Below are 17,177 nucleotides of genomic sequence, written 5' to 3' on the forward strand. Positions count from 1 at the left end.
TACGCAGTAGCCGAAGGGCTGGGCGGATTCAATTGGTCGTCGCAACACTCGATTTTTGTGAGGTGTTGTAGGTGTGGTCGAAGTATGAGCTGATGGAGAAACAGGCGCGGTTCTGGGTGTTGATCGTTCAAGGATCGACGCTGACTGCAGCGTGTGCTGCTGTGGGGGTGAATCGACGAACTGGACGGCGTTGGCGTCAAGCAACGGGTGGGCGGATCCCTCTTCCTGAGGCAGAGCGATCGGGGCGGTACTTGTGTGGCGTTCGAGAACCCATTCGTCGTCAGGATTGTGTGGCGAATAGACCACGTAGGTCGATGGGGCCAGCCACACGACCCCCTGCCCCGTCGTGGCGTACACGACGCGCGTGTTGATCTTCAAGAATTGACCAGGGCCGACGACGAGATCGGAAGTGGTGATGGCCGAGACGCCTGCACAGGCGATCAAAGAGTCTCCCTTCGTTTCGAAACGGAGACCTTCAGCGGACAATCGCGGTGAGGGCACAATAGACGAATGACACTTGATGAGGAGCTCGACCGGAGCTTCACTGTTCGCGATCGGAATAACATCCAGCCCACAATCGATGCGCTGCTACCAATTTTGGCGGAACACCCGGCTGACGCTCGCGTGCTGTACGAAGTGGGCGGCGCTTACGACACTGCCGGTAAGGAGCAGACCGCGCGATCGTTCTACGAGCAAGCGTTCCAGGCTGGCCTCTCGGGTGATCTGCTGCGCCGATGCTACGTCCAGTACGGATCCACGTTGCGGAATCTCGGCGAGTTCGCTCGCTCGGTGGAAGTCTTCGAGCGTGCCCGACAAGACTTCCCGGACTCACCATCGCTGGCGGTGTTCCAAGCGATCTCCTTTCATGCTTCCAGCCGTTTCGATGAGGCTGTCGCTTCATTGCTCGAAGTGGTTGTTGAGGGAGTCGAGTCGCCAGATATTGAACGGTATAAGCCATCCATCCGCGGCAACGCCGCCTACATCCGGTCCCTCGCGACCTCCGCACAGCCAGCGGAGCAGCACAACACCCGTTAGCGGGACGGCGAGCGGGAAAGCCGAGCAGGGTATCGACGACTCTCGCTCCAGTCCCGCACGCGGAACCCGTAACGGAACGCTTTCAGCGGTGGAGAAGTTCGCGCGAGAGGACGACAGTGGCGAACTCGTCGTGGAGATTGATCGCGGATACTCGGGAAAGTTCCGCCGCGCTGATCGTGCCACCTTCGAGGTCTGTCCTGTCAAATGTGTGAGTCGCATCTACAGCAAAGTAGACGGTATATCCCAGGTTTCCGCCAATGCGCGCTGTTGTTTCGCAGCAGTGATTGGTGGTGATGCCGCAGATCACAATGGTCGAGATAGCGTTTTCTCGAAGCCAGGAGTCAAGATCGGGTGTGCCGTGAAAACTCGAGTTGACCGTTTTCTGGACCAATAGATCCGGAGTGCCGGACATGTAGCTTTTCAACGCATGGCCGGGATTGCTGGGGTGCAGCGGAGAGAGCGGATTGGAGGAATTATGTTGCACGAAGACGACCGGTCGCGAAAGCCTGCGCCACTCGTTCACTAACGCTGCGATGTTTTGATCACAGTCCGCGTTGTTTCGGGGCCCCCACCATTCGACTTGGTCAAATCCTTGCTGAGCGTCAACGACGATCAGGGCGGTGCGATCATCGATCGAGGGTAGTTGGGTCACGATTCGGGGCTCCTTTCTGGCTTCAGATCAATGATCAAAATGGTTGGTCCAAGACGCCATGTGGACCGGGACCGATTCAGACACATTCAGCATCCCATGACGGCGGCACCGCGCCTGTTCGCGGAGGAGCGCAGCGCCCGAAAGATGAACCCTCAGGGCATTCGAGCCTCACCTCCATCCCGATGTGTAGAGGCGTTTTCTTGAAGGACAGCGCCATCATGGACACCGCGAAGCGAACCTCAGTCGACGCGGCTCGACAAACATGCCGAAGTTGTCAGCATGACGCGCAACTGGCGGTGCGGTGGTTCTGTCCGCTACGGTCGATATTCTTTCGGCGGCTGAGATGTGGGCAGGTCGCCGGGGGCTGCTCGACCACCGAACGTCATGGTGGCGATCGAAGACATCCCCGCACCGATTCCCTTGGCCAGGAAAGATAAAATCGAGCCCAGACTTCGCCAGACTTTGGCACGGGCGTTTGAGCTAGTCATTCGGAGCCCCTATCTCTGCGTTGTGTGTGTCGACGTCCATCGCTTGCAGATGATCCTGCTACTCGACGGCGTGCAGGTGCCACTCTACGAGGGTGCCGACATCCCATCCACTAGACGGCACTGAGATCCGCAGGCGGAGGGCTGACAGTGCGGTGCGGTCAGTCGGCCTTGCAGCCCGAGAAATCAGAGGTGCGCCCATGCCAATGATTCTTGTCACAGGTGGCCGCAGACTCTCCTGGGCAGTCCGCACGGGAACCCTCTTCAGCCGCATCGAGTCGACCCGTAAGCCGAACCTCAAACGGGATACATGTTCGGCGCGCTCGCTTCCACGTTAAACAAGTAAGCAGTTAGTTAGGTGCAGGTCGAACAAGCCCAGCGCAGCCGGTCTGGGCCGCTCTGGTTGAGATTCGGAGTGACGTGGAACTGGAGCCGGTTCCCGAGGTCGCGTCTTGCCGGAGCACGGATCCGCTCCGGCTGTTCGCGCGCGGCTACACGGTGGTGGCGTCTTCGATTTCTCCGATGAGTTCTTCGATGATGTCTTCGAGGAACAAGACTCCGGTGGCGACACCGTCCGCGTCGAAGGACGTGGCGACGTGCGCTCCGCGGCGACGCATAGCTGCCAGGGCATCCTCCAGCTCGCTGTCCCGGAAGACCGTAGCTAGACGACGGATGCGTTTGCTGGGCACGGGCCGGGTGAACGCATCTCCGTCGGTGAGGTCCATGACATCCTTGAGGTGCAGGTATCCCGTGGGATGCCCGTCCACGTCCGTGAGGATATAGCGGGAGTATCCGTGCTTGGCGACGGCCCGTTGGATGTCGGACGGAGACGCCAAGGCGGGAAGGTGAACCATGGACGAGATGGGTACCTCCACGTCGGAGACTCGTTTCGAGGTGAACTCGAACGCAGCCGAGAGGGTGCCCGAGGCATCCTGCAGAATTCCTTCGCGCGTGGACTCTTCCACGATGCCGGCGACCTCGTCGAGGGTGAACGCGCTGGTCGCCTCATTTTTCGGCTGCACCTTGAACAGGCGCAGCACCCCGTTCGCCAACCAGTTCAAGCTGCCAATAACGGGGCGGAAAATGCGGGCGACGAGCACGAGCGGCGGCGCCAGGATAAGCGCAGCGCGGTCGGGAACGGAGAACGAGATGTTCTTGGGAATCATTTCGCCGAAGACGACGTGCAGGAAGGTCACCAGCGCCAGAGCGATGCCAAAAGCGATCACGCTGATCGCCGCGCCGGAGAGTCCGGTCACGGCAAGTGGGTACTCCAAGAGACCGTGGATGGCCGGCTCGGAAACGTTCAGAATCAGCAGCGAGCACACGGTGATGCCGAGTTGGCTGGTGGCCAGCATCAGGGTCGCGTTTTCCATCGCCCACAGGGTGGTCTTCGCTGCCTTGCTACCGCGTTCGGCTAGAGGTTCGATCTGCGACCGGCGGGCCGAGATCACGGCGAACTCGGCGCCGACGAAGAATGCGTTGATGATCAACAGCACGACGAGCCAGATCAGGCCCGGCCAGTACTCACTCATGGTTCAGGTCCTTCTGAATTTGGTTGACGATGCGGTCGTGTCTGGTGGCCAGACTTGGGTCATGTTCAGGGTCAGACGGGGTGTAGCGCACGCGTTGGACCTGCACGCCATCCACCCGGTCGATCCGCAGGACCCCTCCGTCGACAGGGACCTCGTCGCCCACCTCGGGAATCCGGTCGAGCTGATCGGCGATGAACCCGGCGACGGTTTCGTAGTCGCCGTCGTCGGGAACGGTGACACCGGTGCGGTCGAGCAGTTCGTCCGGCCGCCAGCTGGCGTCGAACACCACGGACCGACCCGAGCGGATGACGCCAGCTTTCGCCCGATCATGCTCGTCTTCCAGCTCGCCCACGAGTTCCTCGACGAGGTCTTCCAGCGTGACGATGCCCGCCGTTCCGCCGTATTCATCGGCGACGACCGCGATCTGGAAGCCGTGCTTACGCAGCAGAGCGAGGAGAGTGTCCACGGCCATCGACTCAGGCACACGCAGCGCGTCCACCTTGAGTTCGTCGGCAGTGATCTGATCGCGGCGGTCGAGCTCGACCGCGAAGGCCTGCTTGACGTGGAGGACCCCGACGATGTCGTCGGAGTTCTTATCGATGACGGGAAAACGCGAAAAGCCGGTGGCCGTGGACAGCCGCACGATGCTCTGGGCTGTATCAGCGACCTGGACGGAGGCCATCCGCACCCGAGGTGTCATGACGTCGGCCGCCGTGTGATCGGCGAACCGGAGGGTGCGGTGCAGCATGGCCGCGTGATCGGTGTCGAGCACGCCCTCCAGGGCCGACCGCCGCACCAGGAAGCTGAGTTCTTCCGCGGTGCGTGCACCTGACAGTTCCTCTTTAGGTTCGATGCCCACCAGACGGATCAGCGCGTTGGCGGTGTTGTTGAACAGCAAGATGATGGGCTTGAACACCGCAGTGAACAGCGCTTGCGGGGGCACGACGATCTTGGCCGTGGCCAACGGAACGGCCAAAGCAAAGTTCTTCGGCACGAGTTCGCCGATCACCATGGAGAACAGAGTCGCCAGCGAAATCGCGATGATGGAACCAAGCACGGGGATCAGGCCGTCGGGTACACCGACACCCGCGAGCGGCTCGGTCAGCAGAGATGTGATGGCAGGCTCGAACGTGAACCCGGTCAGTAGCGTTGTCAGGGTGATGCCGAGTTGCGCACTCGACAAATGCGTCGACGTGATCTTCAGCGCCTTGATGGTCGGTCCGAGACGCTTTTCGCCACGTTCCTGACGGGCCTCAAGATCGTTACGGTTCAACGTGACGAGAGAGAACTCGGCCGCCACGAAAATACCCGTGCCCACAGTAAGGAGCAGGCCTACCCCCACCATCGCCCACTCAAACAGCATGTGGCCCCCTCAAATTCGGGGACGTTGTGCGGAGATGCGATGAAAGGGGCGAGGGTTTATCAGGGTCCATTATTTCCTCAGAATACCAAAGGCATTCGGCTTAGGCTGAGAAAGGTCCCGCAGCCATGCGCCGGGGCGCCGCTTCATCACCGCAACGGCCCCTGACACCCACCGGACCGACAAACACCCGCGAACTGAACCCGTGGCGCTCAGTCGTTGAATGGCCGCCCCGGTTCACCGTCGTCGAGCAGCCTGCGGACGGTCGGGTGCGGGGCGCAGAAAGAAGTACCTGGTCGGGGTCCACCGGCGGGGCGAAGAGACCACCGCGCAAAGCGCTGAACTCTACAGCGCAAGCCAGTGCGCCGGCGACACCACGACACCATCTACTCAATACACGCGCTAATTCACACTGCCTGCGGGTGGGGTCGGGGCGACCGGTAGACTTGCCCGGTCAAGCATCCGCTATCTCGGGGAGAATTCCACACGTGAACGCTGTTTCCAAAACTTCTTCCCACGGCGTCGCCGACACCGTTTCCAACGCCATTGCGACCCCCGAGAAGGAGCAGCCCTACGGCGCTCTCGGGCTCAAGGCCGACGAGTACGCGAAGATCCGCGACATTCTGGGCCGCCGCCCGACGAGCGGCGAGCTCGCCATGTACTCAGTCATGTGGAGCGAGCACTGCTCCTATAAGAGCTCGAAGATGTACCTGCGCCAGTTCGGCGACAAGGTCACCCCCGCCATGAAGAAAAACCTCATGGTCGGCATGGGCGAAAACGCCGGTGTGCTTGACGTCGGCGAGGGCTGGGCGGTCACGTTCAAGATCGAATCGCACAACCACCCCTCTTACATCGAACCGTTCCAAGGCGCTGCGACCGGCGTCGGCGGCATCGTGCGCGACATCATCTCGATGGGCGCCCGCCCGGTCGCCGTGATGGATGCCCTCCGCTTCGGCGACATCAGCGACCCCGATACCGCCCGCGTCGTACACGGCGTGGTCTCGGGCATCAGCTTCTACGGCAACTGCCTCGGCCTGCCCAACATTGGCGGCGAAACCGTGTTCGACCGGGTCTACCAAGGCAACCCGCTCGTCAACGCTCTCTCGGTTGGCGTGCTGCGCCACGAAGACCTGCACCTTGCCAACGCCCGCGGCGTCGGCAACCAGGTCGTGTTGTTTGGCGCCCGCACCGGCGGCGACGGCATCGGCGGAGCATCCATTCTCGCCTCGGACACGTTCAGCGCCGGCGGGCCCACCAAGCGTCCCGCGGTGCAGGTCGGCGACCCGTTCGCCGAGAAGGTGCTCATCGAGTGCTGCCTCGAACTGTTTGCGGGCAAACTCGTCGAGGGAATCCAGGACCTCGGGGCGGCGGGTATCTCGTGCGCGACCAGCGAACTCGCCTCCAACGGCGACGGTGGCATGTTCATCGAACTCGAGAAGGTGCTGCTGCGCGACCCCACGCTCACCGCCGAAGAGATTCTCATGAGCGAGAGCCAGGAGCGCATGATGGCGATCGTCACGCCCGAAAAGCTCGAGGGCTTTCTCGCCGTCACCAAGAAGTGGGACGTCGAGACCAGCGTGCTCGGCGAGGTCACCGATACCGGCCGGTTGATCATCAACTGGCACGGCGAAGAAATCGTCAACGTACTGCCACGCACCGTCGCCGTCGATGGCCCGGTCTACGAGCGCCCGCTCGCCTACCCGACCTGGATCGACGCCCTGCAGGCCGACACTGCCTCCGTGCTGCCGCGTGCACTCGACGGCGAGACCCTGCGAGAGCAGTTCCTCGACCTGCTCGGCTCGCCCAACCTCGCCGACCCGAGCTGGATCACCGACCAGTACGACCACTACGTACAGGGCAACACGGCGCTGGCTTTTCCCGACGACGGTGGAATGATCCGCGTCGACGAAGAAAGCGGCCTCGGTTTCGCCATCGCCACCGACGCGAACGGCCGCTACTGCCAGCTCGACCCGTACCGCGGCGCGCAGCTCGCCCTCGCCGAGGCCTATCGCAACGTCGCCGCGACCGGCGCGATCCCGGCCGGCGTCAGCGACTGCCTCAATTTCGGCTCCCCCGAGAACCCCGAGGTCATGTGGCAGTTCCGTGAGGCAGTAACGGCTCTCGCCGACGGATGCCTCGAGCTGGAGATCCCGGTCACCGGCGGCAACGTCTCGTTCTACAACCAGACCGGCGACCAGCCGATTCACCCCACCCCGGTCGTCGCCGTGCTCGGCGTGATCGACGACGTCGCCCGCCGCATCCCGAGCGGCTGGCAGGACGACGGGCACAACATCTATCTGCTCGGTGAGACCCGCCTCGAACTCGACGGCTCGGCCTGGGCCGGTGTCGTGCACAACCACCTCGGTGGTCGTCCGCCGGTTGTGGATCTCGGCCGGGAGAAGGCCCTCGCCGGGCTGCTGCACGCCGCATCGAAGGAAGCCCTCATCGACAGCGCCCATGACCTCAGCGAGGGTGGGCTCGCCCAGGCCCTCGCTGAAGCCGTGATGCGCTTCGGTGTGGGCGCTCGGGTCTGGCTCGGTGACATTCTGGATCGGGACGGGGTGGACGCATCCACTGCCCTGTTCTCGGAGTCGGCCGGTCGCGTCATCGTAAGCGTGCCGCGCGAAGACGACGTGAAGTTTCTCGGCTTGTGTGCCGGCCGCTACATTCCGGTGCTGCGCATCGGCGTGACCGACGCCACCCTGCACGCCCTCGAGGTTCAGGACGTCTTCGCGGCCTCACTGCCGGAGATGCACAATCGACACCGCACCACCCTCCCCGCCGCTTTCGCCTAGTTTCGCAGCTCCCGCCGGAAGGAGAGGCTAGAGGGGGAACGGGGCGCCCAACAGCCCAGCGGTTCTCCCGAAAAGGTTCTCGGCGATGGAGCGATCGCGCGAGGTTCGGGTGGCGGGTTGGGTGACCGGACGGCCGCGCAACAGCAAGCTCGGGCCGAAGTATTGGCCGCCGTGGGCCGCAGGGTCGGTGGCGGCACGTACGGTCGGCCACGCGCCACGATGCTTGCCCTGAGCGCCGACCAGTGCTTGCAGCGTGTCGATCACGCGTTTGCGGGGCGAGACGTCATTCACCGAACGGATGCCGGGGGTCAACCCCGAAATGGAATATCCCGGATGCGCGACCAGCGACGACACCCCGCCGGCCCCGCCGACGCCCGCGGCCCGCAACCGCCGGTCGAGCTCGAACCCGAACACCTGCATCGCAATCTTGGACTGCGCATAAGCCTTCCACCCGCTGTAGGTCGTCTCCAACTGCAAGTCATCGAGTGCCGAATCCATCAGCCGGGAGATCAACGAACCCAGTGACACGACCCGGCTCTTCGGCGTGCGCAGCAGCGCGGGCAAGGCAGCCGCGGTCAGCGCCACATGCCCCAGATAGTTGGTGGCGAAGACGAGCTCGTTGCCGTCGAGGCTCACCGCCCGGTCGGTCGGCGGGTGCACCATTCCGGCGTTCAGAATAAGTCCATCGAGCTGCGGCAGTGCACCGAGGGTCTCCCCGGCCCCCGCGACCGAGTTCAGGTCGGCCACATCGAGATGCAACACAGAAACGGATGCCCCGGCCACGCGGGCGCGAATGGCCGCCGCCGCGGCATTTGCTTTCGACTCGTCGCGGCAGGCGAGCACGACGTGGGCGCCCGTGCCGGCGAGCTGCTCGCTCGTGAAGTAGCCGAGCCCGGCGTTGGCGCCGGTGACGACGAAGGTCTTGCCGGCCTGGTCGGGCAGCGAGTGCGGGTGCCAGCGCACGGTCACAGACCGACGATCACGAGGCCGCGCTGGCCGCGGTCGGCGGATGCGGCGTCGGGTGCACCGCCCCGCCCGGAGCACGCACCGGGGCCACCGATTCGCCGCCGGCGATCTTCACATGGTGATGAATCACCTCGGCGATGATGAAATTCAGGAATTTCTCCGCGAAAGCCGGGTCGAGGTGGGCGTCTTCGGCGAGGCCGCGCAGACGGTCGATCTGCAGGAGTTCGCGCGCCGGGTCGGCGGCGGGAAGCCCGTGGGCCGCCTTGAGCCGACCCACCTGCTGCGTGAATTTGAACCGCTCGGCCAGCAGGTGGATGAGGGCAGCGTCGATGTTGTCGATGCTCTCGCGAATGCTGTGCAGCTGCGCAATCGCAGCCGCGTCGGCGTCGGCGGGTAATTCCTCGTATACGGCCATGCTTTCACGATAATGCATGCCCCCGACCATCACTGGTTTCCACGGATGCCGCCGCCTCCCGGCCTCCGAGCCCGAATGACCCGAGCTGCAACCGTTTCTGCGTGAGCACAATGCCGAGCAGCACCAGCAGTGCCCCGGTCGGCTCATGCCAGGAGAATGTTTCGCCGAGAACGAGCACCCCCAGCACCACGCCGACCACGGGCGTCACATAAGTCACCGTCGACGCGTTGGTCGGGCCCCAGGCGCGCAGCACGTTGATGTTCCAGATGTAGGCGACGCCGGTGCCGAGCGCGCCCAACGCCAGCAGACACAGCACGATCGGACCGGTCAGCTCCACCGGGCTCCAGGCCAGCACCGGTGTCAGCAGCAGCATGATTCCGCCGGCAATGCCGATGTTGAGAAAGGCAAACGTCGACGCGGCGATCGGCCGGGCGCTTAGAAAACGACGGGTGTAGCCGAAGGTGAAGCCGTAGCAGACCGCCGCGCCGAGGCAGGCGAGCTGGCCCCACAGGTCACCGGTGAGCGAGGAATACTTCCACGGACCGATGATGACGACGACGCCGCCTATGCCGAGCACGACGCCGACAACCTGGGCACGCACGAGCTTCTCCACCCGAAACGCCAGGGTGGCCATGAGCGCCGTCATGATTGGCGTGACCGCGTTGTAGATGCTGGCCAAGCTCGACGAAACGTACTGCTCGGCCCAGGCGAAGAGCAGGTGCGGAATCACGCATCCGCTGACGGCAATCACGAGGAAGTGCAGCCAGACCACCCCCTCCCGCGGCAGCACCGGCGCGGTGCCGATGCGCGGCCGGTTGACCAACACGATGAGTCCAAGAGTCAGGCCGCCCAGCACGAGACGCGACCACGCGATCTGACCAAAACTGACGCCGTCCAGGGCGATCTTCATGAACAGAAAACTGGAGCCCCAGATCAGCCCCATCCCGAGGAATTGCAGGGTAACGAGGCTCTTGCTGGCGGCAGGCGATGAAGGCACGCTCCGAGCCTATAGCGGGCGGTGTCGAGCACCGACCCGAGTGAGCACAACCTTCAAAAAGCTCCGAATGAAAGCGACGAAAGTTGCACGGCGCACCTACTGCGTGGTGTCGGCCTCGATGTCGCGTTCCAGATCGCTTCCGTTCACGGCCTCCGGGCTGCCGCGGTTATCGCCTCGCGGGCCGCCACCGCTGATGGTGCCGGCTGGGCCGGTCGGTCGCCGGCTCCGGTACGCCACGAACCTGCCCTCGAACGCATCGAGGCGAGCCTGCAGCCCGGCGCGCACGGTCGGCCACTCGTCGGCGAGGATGGAGTAGACGGCGCTGTCGCGCCAGGTGCCGTCGGCGCGGCGACGATCGCGGCGCAGGATGCCCTCGTACGTGGCGCCGATGCCGAGGATAGCGGCACGGGAACGCGCGTTGATGGCATCCGTTTGCAGTTCGATCCGGCCAAAGCCGTTCTCGAAGGCGTTGCCGAGCACGAGCAGTTTGGTTTCGGCATTGACGGCGGTGCCCCAGACGCGGGGGTCGTAGGCGGTCCACCCGACGTGGCCAGACTCGTTGGCGACGTCGATGTCACCGAAGGTCGTGGTGCCGACGACGTCGCCGTCGTTCGGGCCGCGGAGCAGCCGCACCACGTAGGGCAGGCCTTCCCACTGAAAGTAGTCATGCGCCCATTTGACGAAGCCGTCAACATCGCGGTGCAGGGCAGCGGGGCCGCCGCCGTAGCCGGCCGCGAACACCTCCGGGTGCGCGATGGCGCGCGCCAAGTCGGGCAGCACCGCACTTCCGAGCGGTTGCAGCTGCACAAAACGACCGGTCAGGGTCAGGGAATGGGGTCTCACGGCGTTCACTCGCCCAGTGTGACAGGTAAAAGTGAGGAATTGTTCCCGATTGCGGCGACCGGCCAAATTAGCGGCCGGCCGGCGATTCAGATCAGTCGATCAGATCGTGACGCACCACGATGGCTTCACGGTCGGGACCGACACCGATCGCCGACACTCGCGATCCGCTCATCGACTCGACGGCGAGTACGTAGTCCTGCGCCGCCTGGGGCAACTCCTCGAACGTGCGCACGCCGGTGATGTCCTCGGTCCAGCCAGGGAAGTTCTCGTAGATCGGAATGGCGTGGTGGAAGTCGCTCTGCGAGACCGGTACTTCTTCGACACGCACGCCGTCGACCGAGTAGGCCACGCAGACCGGAATCTCGGTGAGGCCGGTTAGTACGTCGAGCTTGGTCAGCACGAAGTCGGTGACGCCGTTGATGCGCGCGGTGTAGCGGGCGATCGGGGCGTCGTACCAGCCGCAGCGGCGCGGGCGGCCGGTGGTGGTGCCGAACTCGAAGCCGTTGGCGCGCAGGTATTCGCCCGATTCGTCGAACAGCTCGGTGGGGAAGGGACCGCTGCCGACCCGGGTCGTGTAGGCCTTGACCACGGCGATGACCCGGTCGATACGGTTCGGGGCGATGCCGGAACCGGTCACCGCGCCACCCGAGGTGGCGTTCGACGAGGTAACGAAGGGGTAGGTGCCGTGGTCGACGTCGAGCATGGTGGCCTGGCCGCCCTCGAACAACACGGTCTTGCCGGCGTTCAGGGCCTGGTGCAGCAGCAGGGCGGTGTCGGCAACCATCGGACGCAGGCGTTCGGCGTAGCTGAGCAGCTCGGTGACGATCTCTTCGGCCTCGATGGCGCGGCGGTTGTAGACCTTGACCAGCATGTGGTTCTTCTGGTCGAGGGCTCCCTCGACCTTCTGCCGCAAGATGTTCTCGTCGAACAGGTCTTGCACGCGGATGCCGACGCGGTTGATCTTGTCGGCGTACGCCGGGCCGATGCCCCGCCCGGTGGTGCCGATCTGGCGCTTACCCAGGAAACGTTCGGTGACCTTGTCGAGGGTGCGGTGGTAGGCGGTGATGACGTGCGCGTTGAGGCTGACCTTGAGCCGGGAGACGTCGACGCCGCGCCCGGAGAGGGCGTCGAGTTCTTCGAACAAAACCTCGACGTCGACGACGACGCCGTTGGCGATGACCGGGGTGACGCCGGGGCTCAGAATGCCCGACGGCAGCAGGTGCAGCGCATACTTCTCGTCGCCGACGACGACGGTGTGTCCGGCGTTGTTACCGCCGTTAAACTTGACGACATAGTCGACCCGGCTGCCGAGCAGGTCGGTCGCCTTCCCCTTGCCCTCGTCGCCCCACTGGGCACCGATGAGTACGATCGCGGGCATTTAGTCTTCTCCTCGAATAACAAAAGCTTCGGTGGGCGGCGCCGGGTCGAACCCCGGGCTGCCGGTGTGCAGGGTGGCGATAATAGAGATGGCGCTCGCATCGGCATCCGCGAGAAAAGCCGTGAGACGGGCAACTTCGTCGGTCTCGCCAATTTCTGCAGCGCCGCGGCGCAGTGCGAACAGGGCGCGGAGCACGCCGCGGTTGGGTTCGTGGCGCCAGGGAATGGGGCCGTGTCCGCGCCAGCCGGCCTTGCGCAGGGCGTCGAGTCCGCGGTGATAACCGACCCGGGCGTAGGCGTATGACTCGAGGATGCGGCCCTCCGCGTGGGTGGCATCGGACAGTTCGGCCCACGCCAGCGGGGATGTCGGGTGCACCTGCGCGACGGCGGAGATCTCGCTCCTCGCGGTTCGGCGCAGGGCCTCGAGCACCTCCGGTTCTGCGGGAAGAAGGGTCTCGGGCTCTGAAATCAAATTGTCGCCAGTCACACTCGATCCTACCAAGCCCGGGGCCCGTCGCTCCCGGCGCCGGGCCGAGAGCCACAAACAGGGCCGGTCAGGCCGGGGTCTGCTGCCGGGCCGCGACCCGCCAACCGCCATTGACGAACAGGTAGGTCGTCGAAATGTTCAACTCGACGACGACCTCGCCTCGCCGGGCAACCGCCCGGTAGACCACGACTCCGGCATGCCCGCCCAGGCGAATGATGGCTGGCTCATATATGCCGTAGCTCTCCCACGGTGCAGCCTGGTCGAAGTAAGCGGTGACCTGATCGCGGGTGATGACGGCGCCGGGCACGATCATCAGACCATCGTCGGTCATTTCGCGCTGGTAATACGCGCCGCCCTCACCGCCGAGAATGGCCTGCCATCCGGCGTTTTCTTCGTGGAGGAGTCGGGCCGGGAGATCGTCTGTGATCGCAGTCATAACGTCACGCTATCGCCAAACCGTCACGGCCTGCAGAAAATCTCAGAACCGGTGCTGCACCACCCAGGAATGCATGGTGACGGCCGCTGCGGCCGAAGCGTTGATCGACCGGGTCGACCCGAACTGGCTGATTTCGACGATGGAATCAGCCGCCGCGATGGCCTCCTCCGACAGCCCGGGACCTTCTTGGCCGAACAAGAGCACGCAGCGTTCGGGAAAGTTGAAGGTCTCGATGATGACGCTGCCCGGCACGTTGTCGATGGCGATAACCGGCAGCGATTCACCGGCACACCACTCGACGAAGGCGGCGACATCCACGTGGTGCAGCACGTGCTGGTAGCGGTCGGTGACCATGGCGCCGCGCTTGTTCCAGCGGCGGCGACCAATGATGTGAACGGTGTCGGCGCCGAACGCGTTGGCGCTGCGCACGATCGAACCGATGTTCATGTCGTGCTGCCAGTTCTCAATGGCCACGTGAAACGGATGACGGTGCTCGTCCAGGTCAGCGACGATCGCGGCCATGTTCCAGTAACGATAGCGGTCGATCACGTTGCGGGTGTCGCCGTGTTCCAGCAGTTCAGCGTCGTAGCGGTCCTCGCTCGGCCACTCCCCCGGCCACGGGCCGACGCCGTAGGTGGATCGCTCGGGCGTGGGATTCTCAGCCGACGCGGGCACTGGCAGGTTGACTACTCTTTCGTTCACCGCTTAACCGTATCCCGCGGCCGAGACGGTCTCACGCACTGCGAGACCGGCCGCGCCTTCCCCGATACCGCTCGTCGGCAGTCCTCACTAAGGTGATGCCATGAGCGAGACCATGATCCTGATCAAGGACTTTCGCAAGTCCTATGGTGGCTTCATCGCGGTCGACGGGATCAGCCTCGATGTGAGCCGTGGAGAGGTCTTCGGTCTGCTCGGACCTAATGGTGCCGGCAAGACCACGACGCTCGAATGTCTCGAGGGGTTGAGGCGCTCTGACGGCGGTACGTTGCGAGTCGACGATGTCGACCCCGGCCGGGTCGGGCGACGGCTCAGTCGACTGATCGGGGTACAACTCCAGGCTTCGGCCCTGCCGGACAGCATCCGCGTGGACGAAGCAATGCGCTTCTTCTGCACGTACCACAGGATTGCACCGCGCTTCGATTTGATCGAACGAGTCGGCGTCACGGAGAGGCGCCATGCCCAGTACCACGAGTTGTCCGGTGGCCAGCAGCGCCGACTGTCTCTCGCGCTCGCCGTGGCGCACCGTCCCGCGGTGGTCATCCCCGATGGAACTGACGGCCACGGGTGGCGGCCTCACCCGCATCTCGGTGCGCACCAAGGGTGACTGCCTGAGCCTGCCGGACGCCGTCTTTCCGGCCGTGCAACAAACGCAGAGTCGCGACGCGTATGTGATCTACTTCAGCACCGACGTCGGGCGGACCGTTTCAGCACTCATCTCGTTCATCACGGACCGAAAAGACGTGCTGATCGATCTGCGTGTCGAGCGGCCGAGCCTTGAAGACCGGTTTCTCGAAATCACGACGGAGCACACGAGTCCATGAGGGCCATCATCATGCACCTCGGCTTTGAGTTTCGAGTCGGCATCCGCAATAAGACGCTGATGCTGATGAACTACCTGTTTCCCCTGGGCGGCTACTTGATGTTCGGGACCCTCCTGGGGGAGATCAATCCGGGCTTCCTGACCACCATCAGGCCAGCGATGTCGCTGTTCGCGATAATGATCCTCGGCGGCCTCATGCTCCCCGCCAGCATTGGACCACCAAAATTGTTGACAGCAAGGTTTCGGTGAGCCTAAATTCTGGCTAGGATTTCGGTATGGCTAAATCGGATGTCCTGGTCTCAGATCGTCTGCTTTCGCACGCTCCCACCACGGTCGCCTCCACCCGGCTGCTCTGGCTTCTGGGGCCGGCACTCGTCGCCGGTGTCGCCTATCTCGACCCGGGCAACGTGGCCAGCAATATGACCGCCGGCGCCCGTTACGGCTATCTGCTGGTGTGGGTGGTCGTAGCCGGCAATGTCATGGCCTGGCTGATTCAGTACCTGTCGGCGAAGCTCGGCATCGTCACGGGAACCAGCCTTCCGGAAATTCTCGGTCTGCGGATGAAGCGACCCCTCGCCCGCCGCATGTACTGGCTGCAGGCCGAACTGGTGGCGATGGCCACCGACCTGGCCGAGATCATCGGCGGCGCGGTTGCACTCAACCTGCTGTTCAACCTGCCCCTGATCTGGGGCGGCATCATCACCGGGACCATATCGATGTTCGTGCTCATGGTGCAGTCCCGGCGAGGCCCGCGCATCTTCGAGCGCGTCATCATCGCTCTGATGCTCATCATCGTCGTCGGCTTCATGGCCGGCGTATTTCTGTCCCCGCCCGACGGAGGATCGGTGTTATCCGGCCTGGTGCCGCGGTTCGAGGGCTCCAACTCGGTGTTGTTGGCGGCCTCCATTCTCGGCGCAACGATCATGCCCCACGCCATCTACGCGCACTCGTCGCTCGCCCGCGATCGATTTCCGGAGTGGCAGGGAGTCGTAGCCACCCGCCGGCTACTGTGGGCCACGAAATGGGATGTCACTATCGCGATGGCTATTGCCGGAACCGTGAACCTGGCGATTCTGCTGCTCGCGGCCTCCGCACTGCAGGGCGTCGACGGCACCGACACGCTCCAGGGTGCCTACGCCGCCCTGCAGAACACGCTCGGACCGGCGATAGCGACGACGTTCGCGATTGGACTGTTAGCTTCCGGACTCGCGTCGACCTCGGTCGGAGCGTATGCCGGGGCCGAGATCATGCATGGCCTCCTGCACATTCGAGTGCCCCTGTTGCTGCGCCGCCTGGTGACGCTGATTCCGGCCCTAGTCATTCTGGGGGCCGGTTTCGACCCGACCGAAGCGCTCGTGCTCAGCCAGGTGGTGCTGTCGTTCGGCATCCCGTTTGCGCTGATTCCACTCGTCTGGCTCACCGCTCAGCGGGGTATCTTGGGCACCTTCGCCAACCGCTGGTTCACCACGACGGCCGGCATCATCTGCGCGCTGGCCCTCGTTGCGCTCAACGTGGTGCTGCTCGTACTCGTCTTCACCGGCGCCTGAATCGGTGCACATCCGGGGCGAAACGTCCAGCTACCCTGAAAGTGCTATGAATCACACCACAGGCGCAGCCGAAGACTACCTCAAGACCATCTACACCCATACCGAGTGGCAGAGCGACCTTATCATCCCGTCGGCGCTGGCCGTGCGGCTGGGGGTGGCACCGTCATCCGTGACCGAAATGGTCAAGAAGCTCGCCGCGAGCGGACTCATTACCCACGTTCCCTACGGGCCGCTCGCGCTGACCGACGCTGGCCGGCTGCGCGCGACCGCCGTCGTGCGCCGGCATCGCCTGATCGAGACCTGGCTGGTCGGCGAAATGGGCTACGACTGGGATCAGGTGCACGACGAAGCTGAGATTCTCGAGCACGCCATCTCGGACCGGCTGCTCGAGGCGATCAATACCCGCCTCGGGTTTCCGGCGCACGATCCGCACGGCGATCCGATTCCGGCCGCCGATGGCACCGTGCTTCGACCGCCGGCGGTGCTGCTGGCGGAGGCCACTGTCGGGCATGCGGGAAGCGTGCTGCGCGTCAGCGACCGCGACCCGGCTGTGCTGCGCGAGCTCGCCGCCGATCTGATCGGGCCAGGCACCGAGTTCACTCTGGCGGCGGCGCTGACCATCGTGTTAGCGGATGGCCAAAGTCGGCTGGTCACGCCGGCGGCGGCCGCGTCGATCTGGGTTACCGCCTGAGCCGCGGAGATTAAGAGTG

Annotated in this window: 19 protein-coding genes; 8 read left to right on the forward strand and 11 right to left on the reverse strand. The window is 64.2% G+C overall.

Annotation, left to right across the window (positions count from 1 at the left end):
• Nucleotides 1–92 precede the first annotated feature (92 nt).
• Entirely contained in the window at nucleotides 93–371 is a 279-nt protein-coding gene (locus E3N85_RS17060; RefSeq protein ID WP_370288964.1) for a helix-turn-helix domain-containing protein, read from the forward strand.
• Between the two features lie 139 nt (nucleotides 372–510).
• Complete coding sequence (locus E3N85_RS00720) at nucleotides 511–1,035, forward strand: tetratricopeptide repeat protein (RefSeq protein WP_134458417.1); 525 nt, start codon at nucleotides 511–513, stop codon at nucleotides 1,033–1,035.
• An 82-nt stretch (nucleotides 1,036–1,117) separates the two neighbouring features.
• Here E3N85_RS00720 and E3N85_RS00725 read toward each other — a convergent pair whose 3' ends face one another.
• The 3 genes from E3N85_RS00725 to E3N85_RS00735 all read right to left on the reverse strand — a co-directional run bounded on the left by E3N85_RS00725 (nucleotide 1,118) and on the right by E3N85_RS00735 (nucleotide 5,064).
• The gene (locus E3N85_RS00725) at nucleotides 1,118–1,687 is read right to left on the reverse strand and encodes a cysteine hydrolase family protein (protein ID WP_241978233.1); all 570 of its coding nucleotides are present in this window, start codon (nucleotides 1,685–1,687) and stop codon (nucleotides 1,118–1,120) included.
• A gap of 976 nt (nucleotides 1,688–2,663) precedes the next feature.
• The gene (locus E3N85_RS00730; protein ID WP_134458419.1) at nucleotides 2,664–3,704 is read right to left on the reverse strand and encodes a hemolysin family protein; all 1,041 of its coding nucleotides are present in this window, start codon (nucleotides 3,702–3,704) and stop codon (nucleotides 2,664–2,666) included.
• Nucleotides 3,697–5,064 (reverse strand): hemolysin family protein, encoded by a 1,368-nt coding sequence (locus E3N85_RS00735; protein WP_134458855.1) that lies wholly within the window; start codon nucleotides 5,062–5,064, stop codon nucleotides 3,697–3,699. The genes E3N85_RS00730 and E3N85_RS00735 overlap by 8 nt, the downstream gene beginning before the upstream one ends.
• A gap of 488 nt (nucleotides 5,065–5,552) precedes the next feature.
• Here E3N85_RS00735 and purL point away from each other — a divergent pair, with 488 nt between their 5' ends.
• Nucleotides 5,553–7,859, forward strand: a complete 2,307-nt coding sequence (gene purL / locus E3N85_RS00740) for a phosphoribosylformylglycinamidine synthase subunit PurL (RefSeq protein ID WP_134458421.1) — start codon at nucleotides 5,553–5,555, stop codon at nucleotides 7,857–7,859.
• 27 nt (nucleotides 7,860–7,886) lie between these two features.
• On the opposite strand, the gene E3N85_RS00745 is transcribed toward purL, so the two are convergent.
• From E3N85_RS00745 to E3N85_RS00780, 8 genes are all read right to left on the reverse strand, one after another.
• Nucleotides 7,887–8,828 (reverse strand): SDR family NAD(P)-dependent oxidoreductase, encoded by a 942-nt coding sequence (locus E3N85_RS00745; RefSeq protein ID WP_241978234.1) that lies wholly within the window; start codon nucleotides 8,826–8,828, stop codon nucleotides 7,887–7,889.
• Nucleotides 8,829–8,838: 10 nt separating this feature from the next.
• Complete coding sequence (locus E3N85_RS00750; protein ID WP_134458423.1) at nucleotides 8,839–9,240, reverse strand: chorismate mutase; 402 nt, start codon at nucleotides 9,238–9,240, stop codon at nucleotides 8,839–8,841.
• 4 nt (nucleotides 9,241–9,244) lie between these two features.
• Nucleotides 9,245–10,183 (reverse strand): DMT family transporter, encoded by a 939-nt coding sequence (locus E3N85_RS00755; RefSeq protein WP_134458859.1) that lies wholly within the window; start codon nucleotides 10,181–10,183, stop codon nucleotides 9,245–9,247.
• Nucleotides 10,184–10,333: 150 nt separating this feature from the next.
• Nucleotides 10,334–11,089, reverse strand: a complete 756-nt coding sequence (locus tag E3N85_RS00760) for a GNAT family N-acetyltransferase (RefSeq protein ID WP_134458425.1) — start codon at nucleotides 11,087–11,089, stop codon at nucleotides 10,334–10,336.
• An 82-nt stretch (nucleotides 11,090–11,171) separates the two neighbouring features.
• Entirely contained in the window at nucleotides 11,172–12,458 is a 1,287-nt protein-coding gene (locus E3N85_RS00765) for an adenylosuccinate synthase (protein WP_134458427.1), read from the reverse strand.
• Nucleotides 12,459–12,944, reverse strand: a complete 486-nt coding sequence (locus E3N85_RS00770) for a DUF3151 domain-containing protein (RefSeq protein ID WP_134458429.1) — start codon at nucleotides 12,942–12,944, stop codon at nucleotides 12,459–12,461.
• 67 nt (nucleotides 12,945–13,011) lie between these two features.
• A complete protein-coding gene (locus E3N85_RS00775; protein WP_134458431.1) occupies nucleotides 13,012–13,380 on the reverse strand; it encodes a DUF4440 domain-containing protein in 369 nt (122 codons plus the stop codon).
• A 42-nt stretch (nucleotides 13,381–13,422) separates the two neighbouring features.
• The gene (locus tag E3N85_RS00780) at nucleotides 13,423–14,055 is read right to left on the reverse strand and encodes an RNA methyltransferase (protein ID WP_134458861.1); all 633 of its coding nucleotides are present in this window, start codon (nucleotides 14,053–14,055) and stop codon (nucleotides 13,423–13,425) included.
• A gap of 127 nt (nucleotides 14,056–14,182) precedes the next feature.
• Between E3N85_RS00780 and E3N85_RS00785 the strand changes: the two genes are divergently transcribed.
• From E3N85_RS00785 to E3N85_RS00800, 5 genes are read left to right on the forward strand one after another with little or no spacing between them, the layout of a single operon-like run.
• The gene (locus tag E3N85_RS00785) at nucleotides 14,183–14,704 is read left to right on the forward strand and encodes an ATP-binding cassette domain-containing protein (protein WP_198412025.1); all 522 of its coding nucleotides are present in this window, start codon (nucleotides 14,183–14,185) and stop codon (nucleotides 14,702–14,704) included.
• A complete protein-coding gene (locus E3N85_RS16460; RefSeq protein WP_198412026.1) occupies nucleotides 14,646–14,921 on the forward strand; it encodes a hypothetical protein in 276 nt (91 codons plus the stop codon). Before E3N85_RS00785 ends, E3N85_RS16460 begins: the two co-directional genes overlap by 59 nt.
• On the forward strand, nucleotides 14,918–15,169 hold the full coding sequence (locus E3N85_RS00790; protein ID WP_134458433.1) for a hypothetical protein: 252 nt from the start codon (nucleotides 14,918–14,920) through the stop codon (nucleotides 15,167–15,169). The genes E3N85_RS16460 and E3N85_RS00790 overlap by 4 nt, the downstream gene beginning before the upstream one ends.
• Nucleotides 15,170–15,195: 26 nt before the next feature.
• Nucleotides 15,196–16,467, forward strand: a complete 1,272-nt coding sequence (locus E3N85_RS00795) for an Nramp family divalent metal transporter (RefSeq protein WP_134458435.1) — start codon at nucleotides 15,196–15,198, stop codon at nucleotides 16,465–16,467.
• 46 nt (nucleotides 16,468–16,513) lie between these two features.
• Complete coding sequence (locus tag E3N85_RS00800; protein ID WP_134458437.1) at nucleotides 16,514–17,158, forward strand: metal-dependent transcriptional regulator; 645 nt, start codon at nucleotides 16,514–16,516, stop codon at nucleotides 17,156–17,158.
• Nucleotides 17,159–17,177 lie beyond the last annotated feature (19 nt).

Origin of the sequence: Cryobacterium sp. Hz9 (assembly GCF_004402825.1) — a bacterium.
Taxonomy (GTDB): domain Bacteria; phylum Actinomycetota; class Actinomycetes; order Actinomycetales; family Microbacteriaceae; genus Cryobacterium; species Cryobacterium gelidum.

What these genes read in the sequence shown, in the direction of transcription:
- E3N85_RS00785 (WP_198412025.1), top strand. Translation starts at nt 14,183, where the DNA reads ATGAGCGAGACCATGATCCTGATCAAGGACTTTCGCAAGTCCTATGGT.
- E3N85_RS00755 (WP_134458859.1), bottom strand. Translation starts at nt 10,183, where the DNA reads ATGGGGCTGATCTGGGGCTCCAGTTTTCTGTTCATGAAGATCGCCCTG.
- E3N85_RS17060 (WP_370288964.1), top strand. Translation starts at nt 93, where the DNA reads ATGGAGAAACAGGCGCGGTTCTGGGTGTTGATCGTTCAAGGATCGACG.
- E3N85_RS00800 (WP_134458437.1), top strand. Translation starts at nt 16,514, where the DNA reads ATGAATCACACCACAGGCGCAGCCGAAGACTACCTCAAGACCATCTAC.
- E3N85_RS00795 (WP_134458435.1), top strand. Translation starts at nt 15,196, where the DNA reads ATGGCTAAATCGGATGTCCTGGTCTCAGATCGTCTGCTTTCGCACGCT.
- E3N85_RS00750 (WP_134458423.1), bottom strand. Translation starts at nt 9,240, where the DNA reads ATGGCCGTATACGAGGAATTACCCGCCGACGCCGACGCGGCTGCGATT.
- E3N85_RS00775 (WP_134458431.1), bottom strand. Translation starts at nt 13,380, where the DNA reads ATGACTGCGATCACAGACGATCTCCCGGCCCGACTCCTCCACGAAGAA.
- E3N85_RS00730 (WP_134458419.1), bottom strand. Translation starts at nt 3,704, where the DNA reads ATGAGTGAGTACTGGCCGGGCCTGATCTGGCTCGTCGTGCTGTTGATC.
- E3N85_RS00790 (WP_134458433.1), top strand. Translation starts at nt 14,918, where the DNA reads ATGAGGGCCATCATCATGCACCTCGGCTTTGAGTTTCGAGTCGGCATC.
- E3N85_RS00765 (WP_134458427.1), bottom strand. Translation starts at nt 12,458, where the DNA reads ATGCCCGCGATCGTACTCATCGGTGCCCAGTGGGGCGACGAGGGCAAG.
- E3N85_RS16460 (WP_198412026.1), top strand. Translation starts at nt 14,646, where the DNA reads ATGGAACTGACGGCCACGGGTGGCGGCCTCACCCGCATCTCGGTGCGC.
- E3N85_RS00720 (WP_134458417.1), top strand. Translation starts at nt 511, where the DNA reads ATGACACTTGATGAGGAGCTCGACCGGAGCTTCACTGTTCGCGATCGG.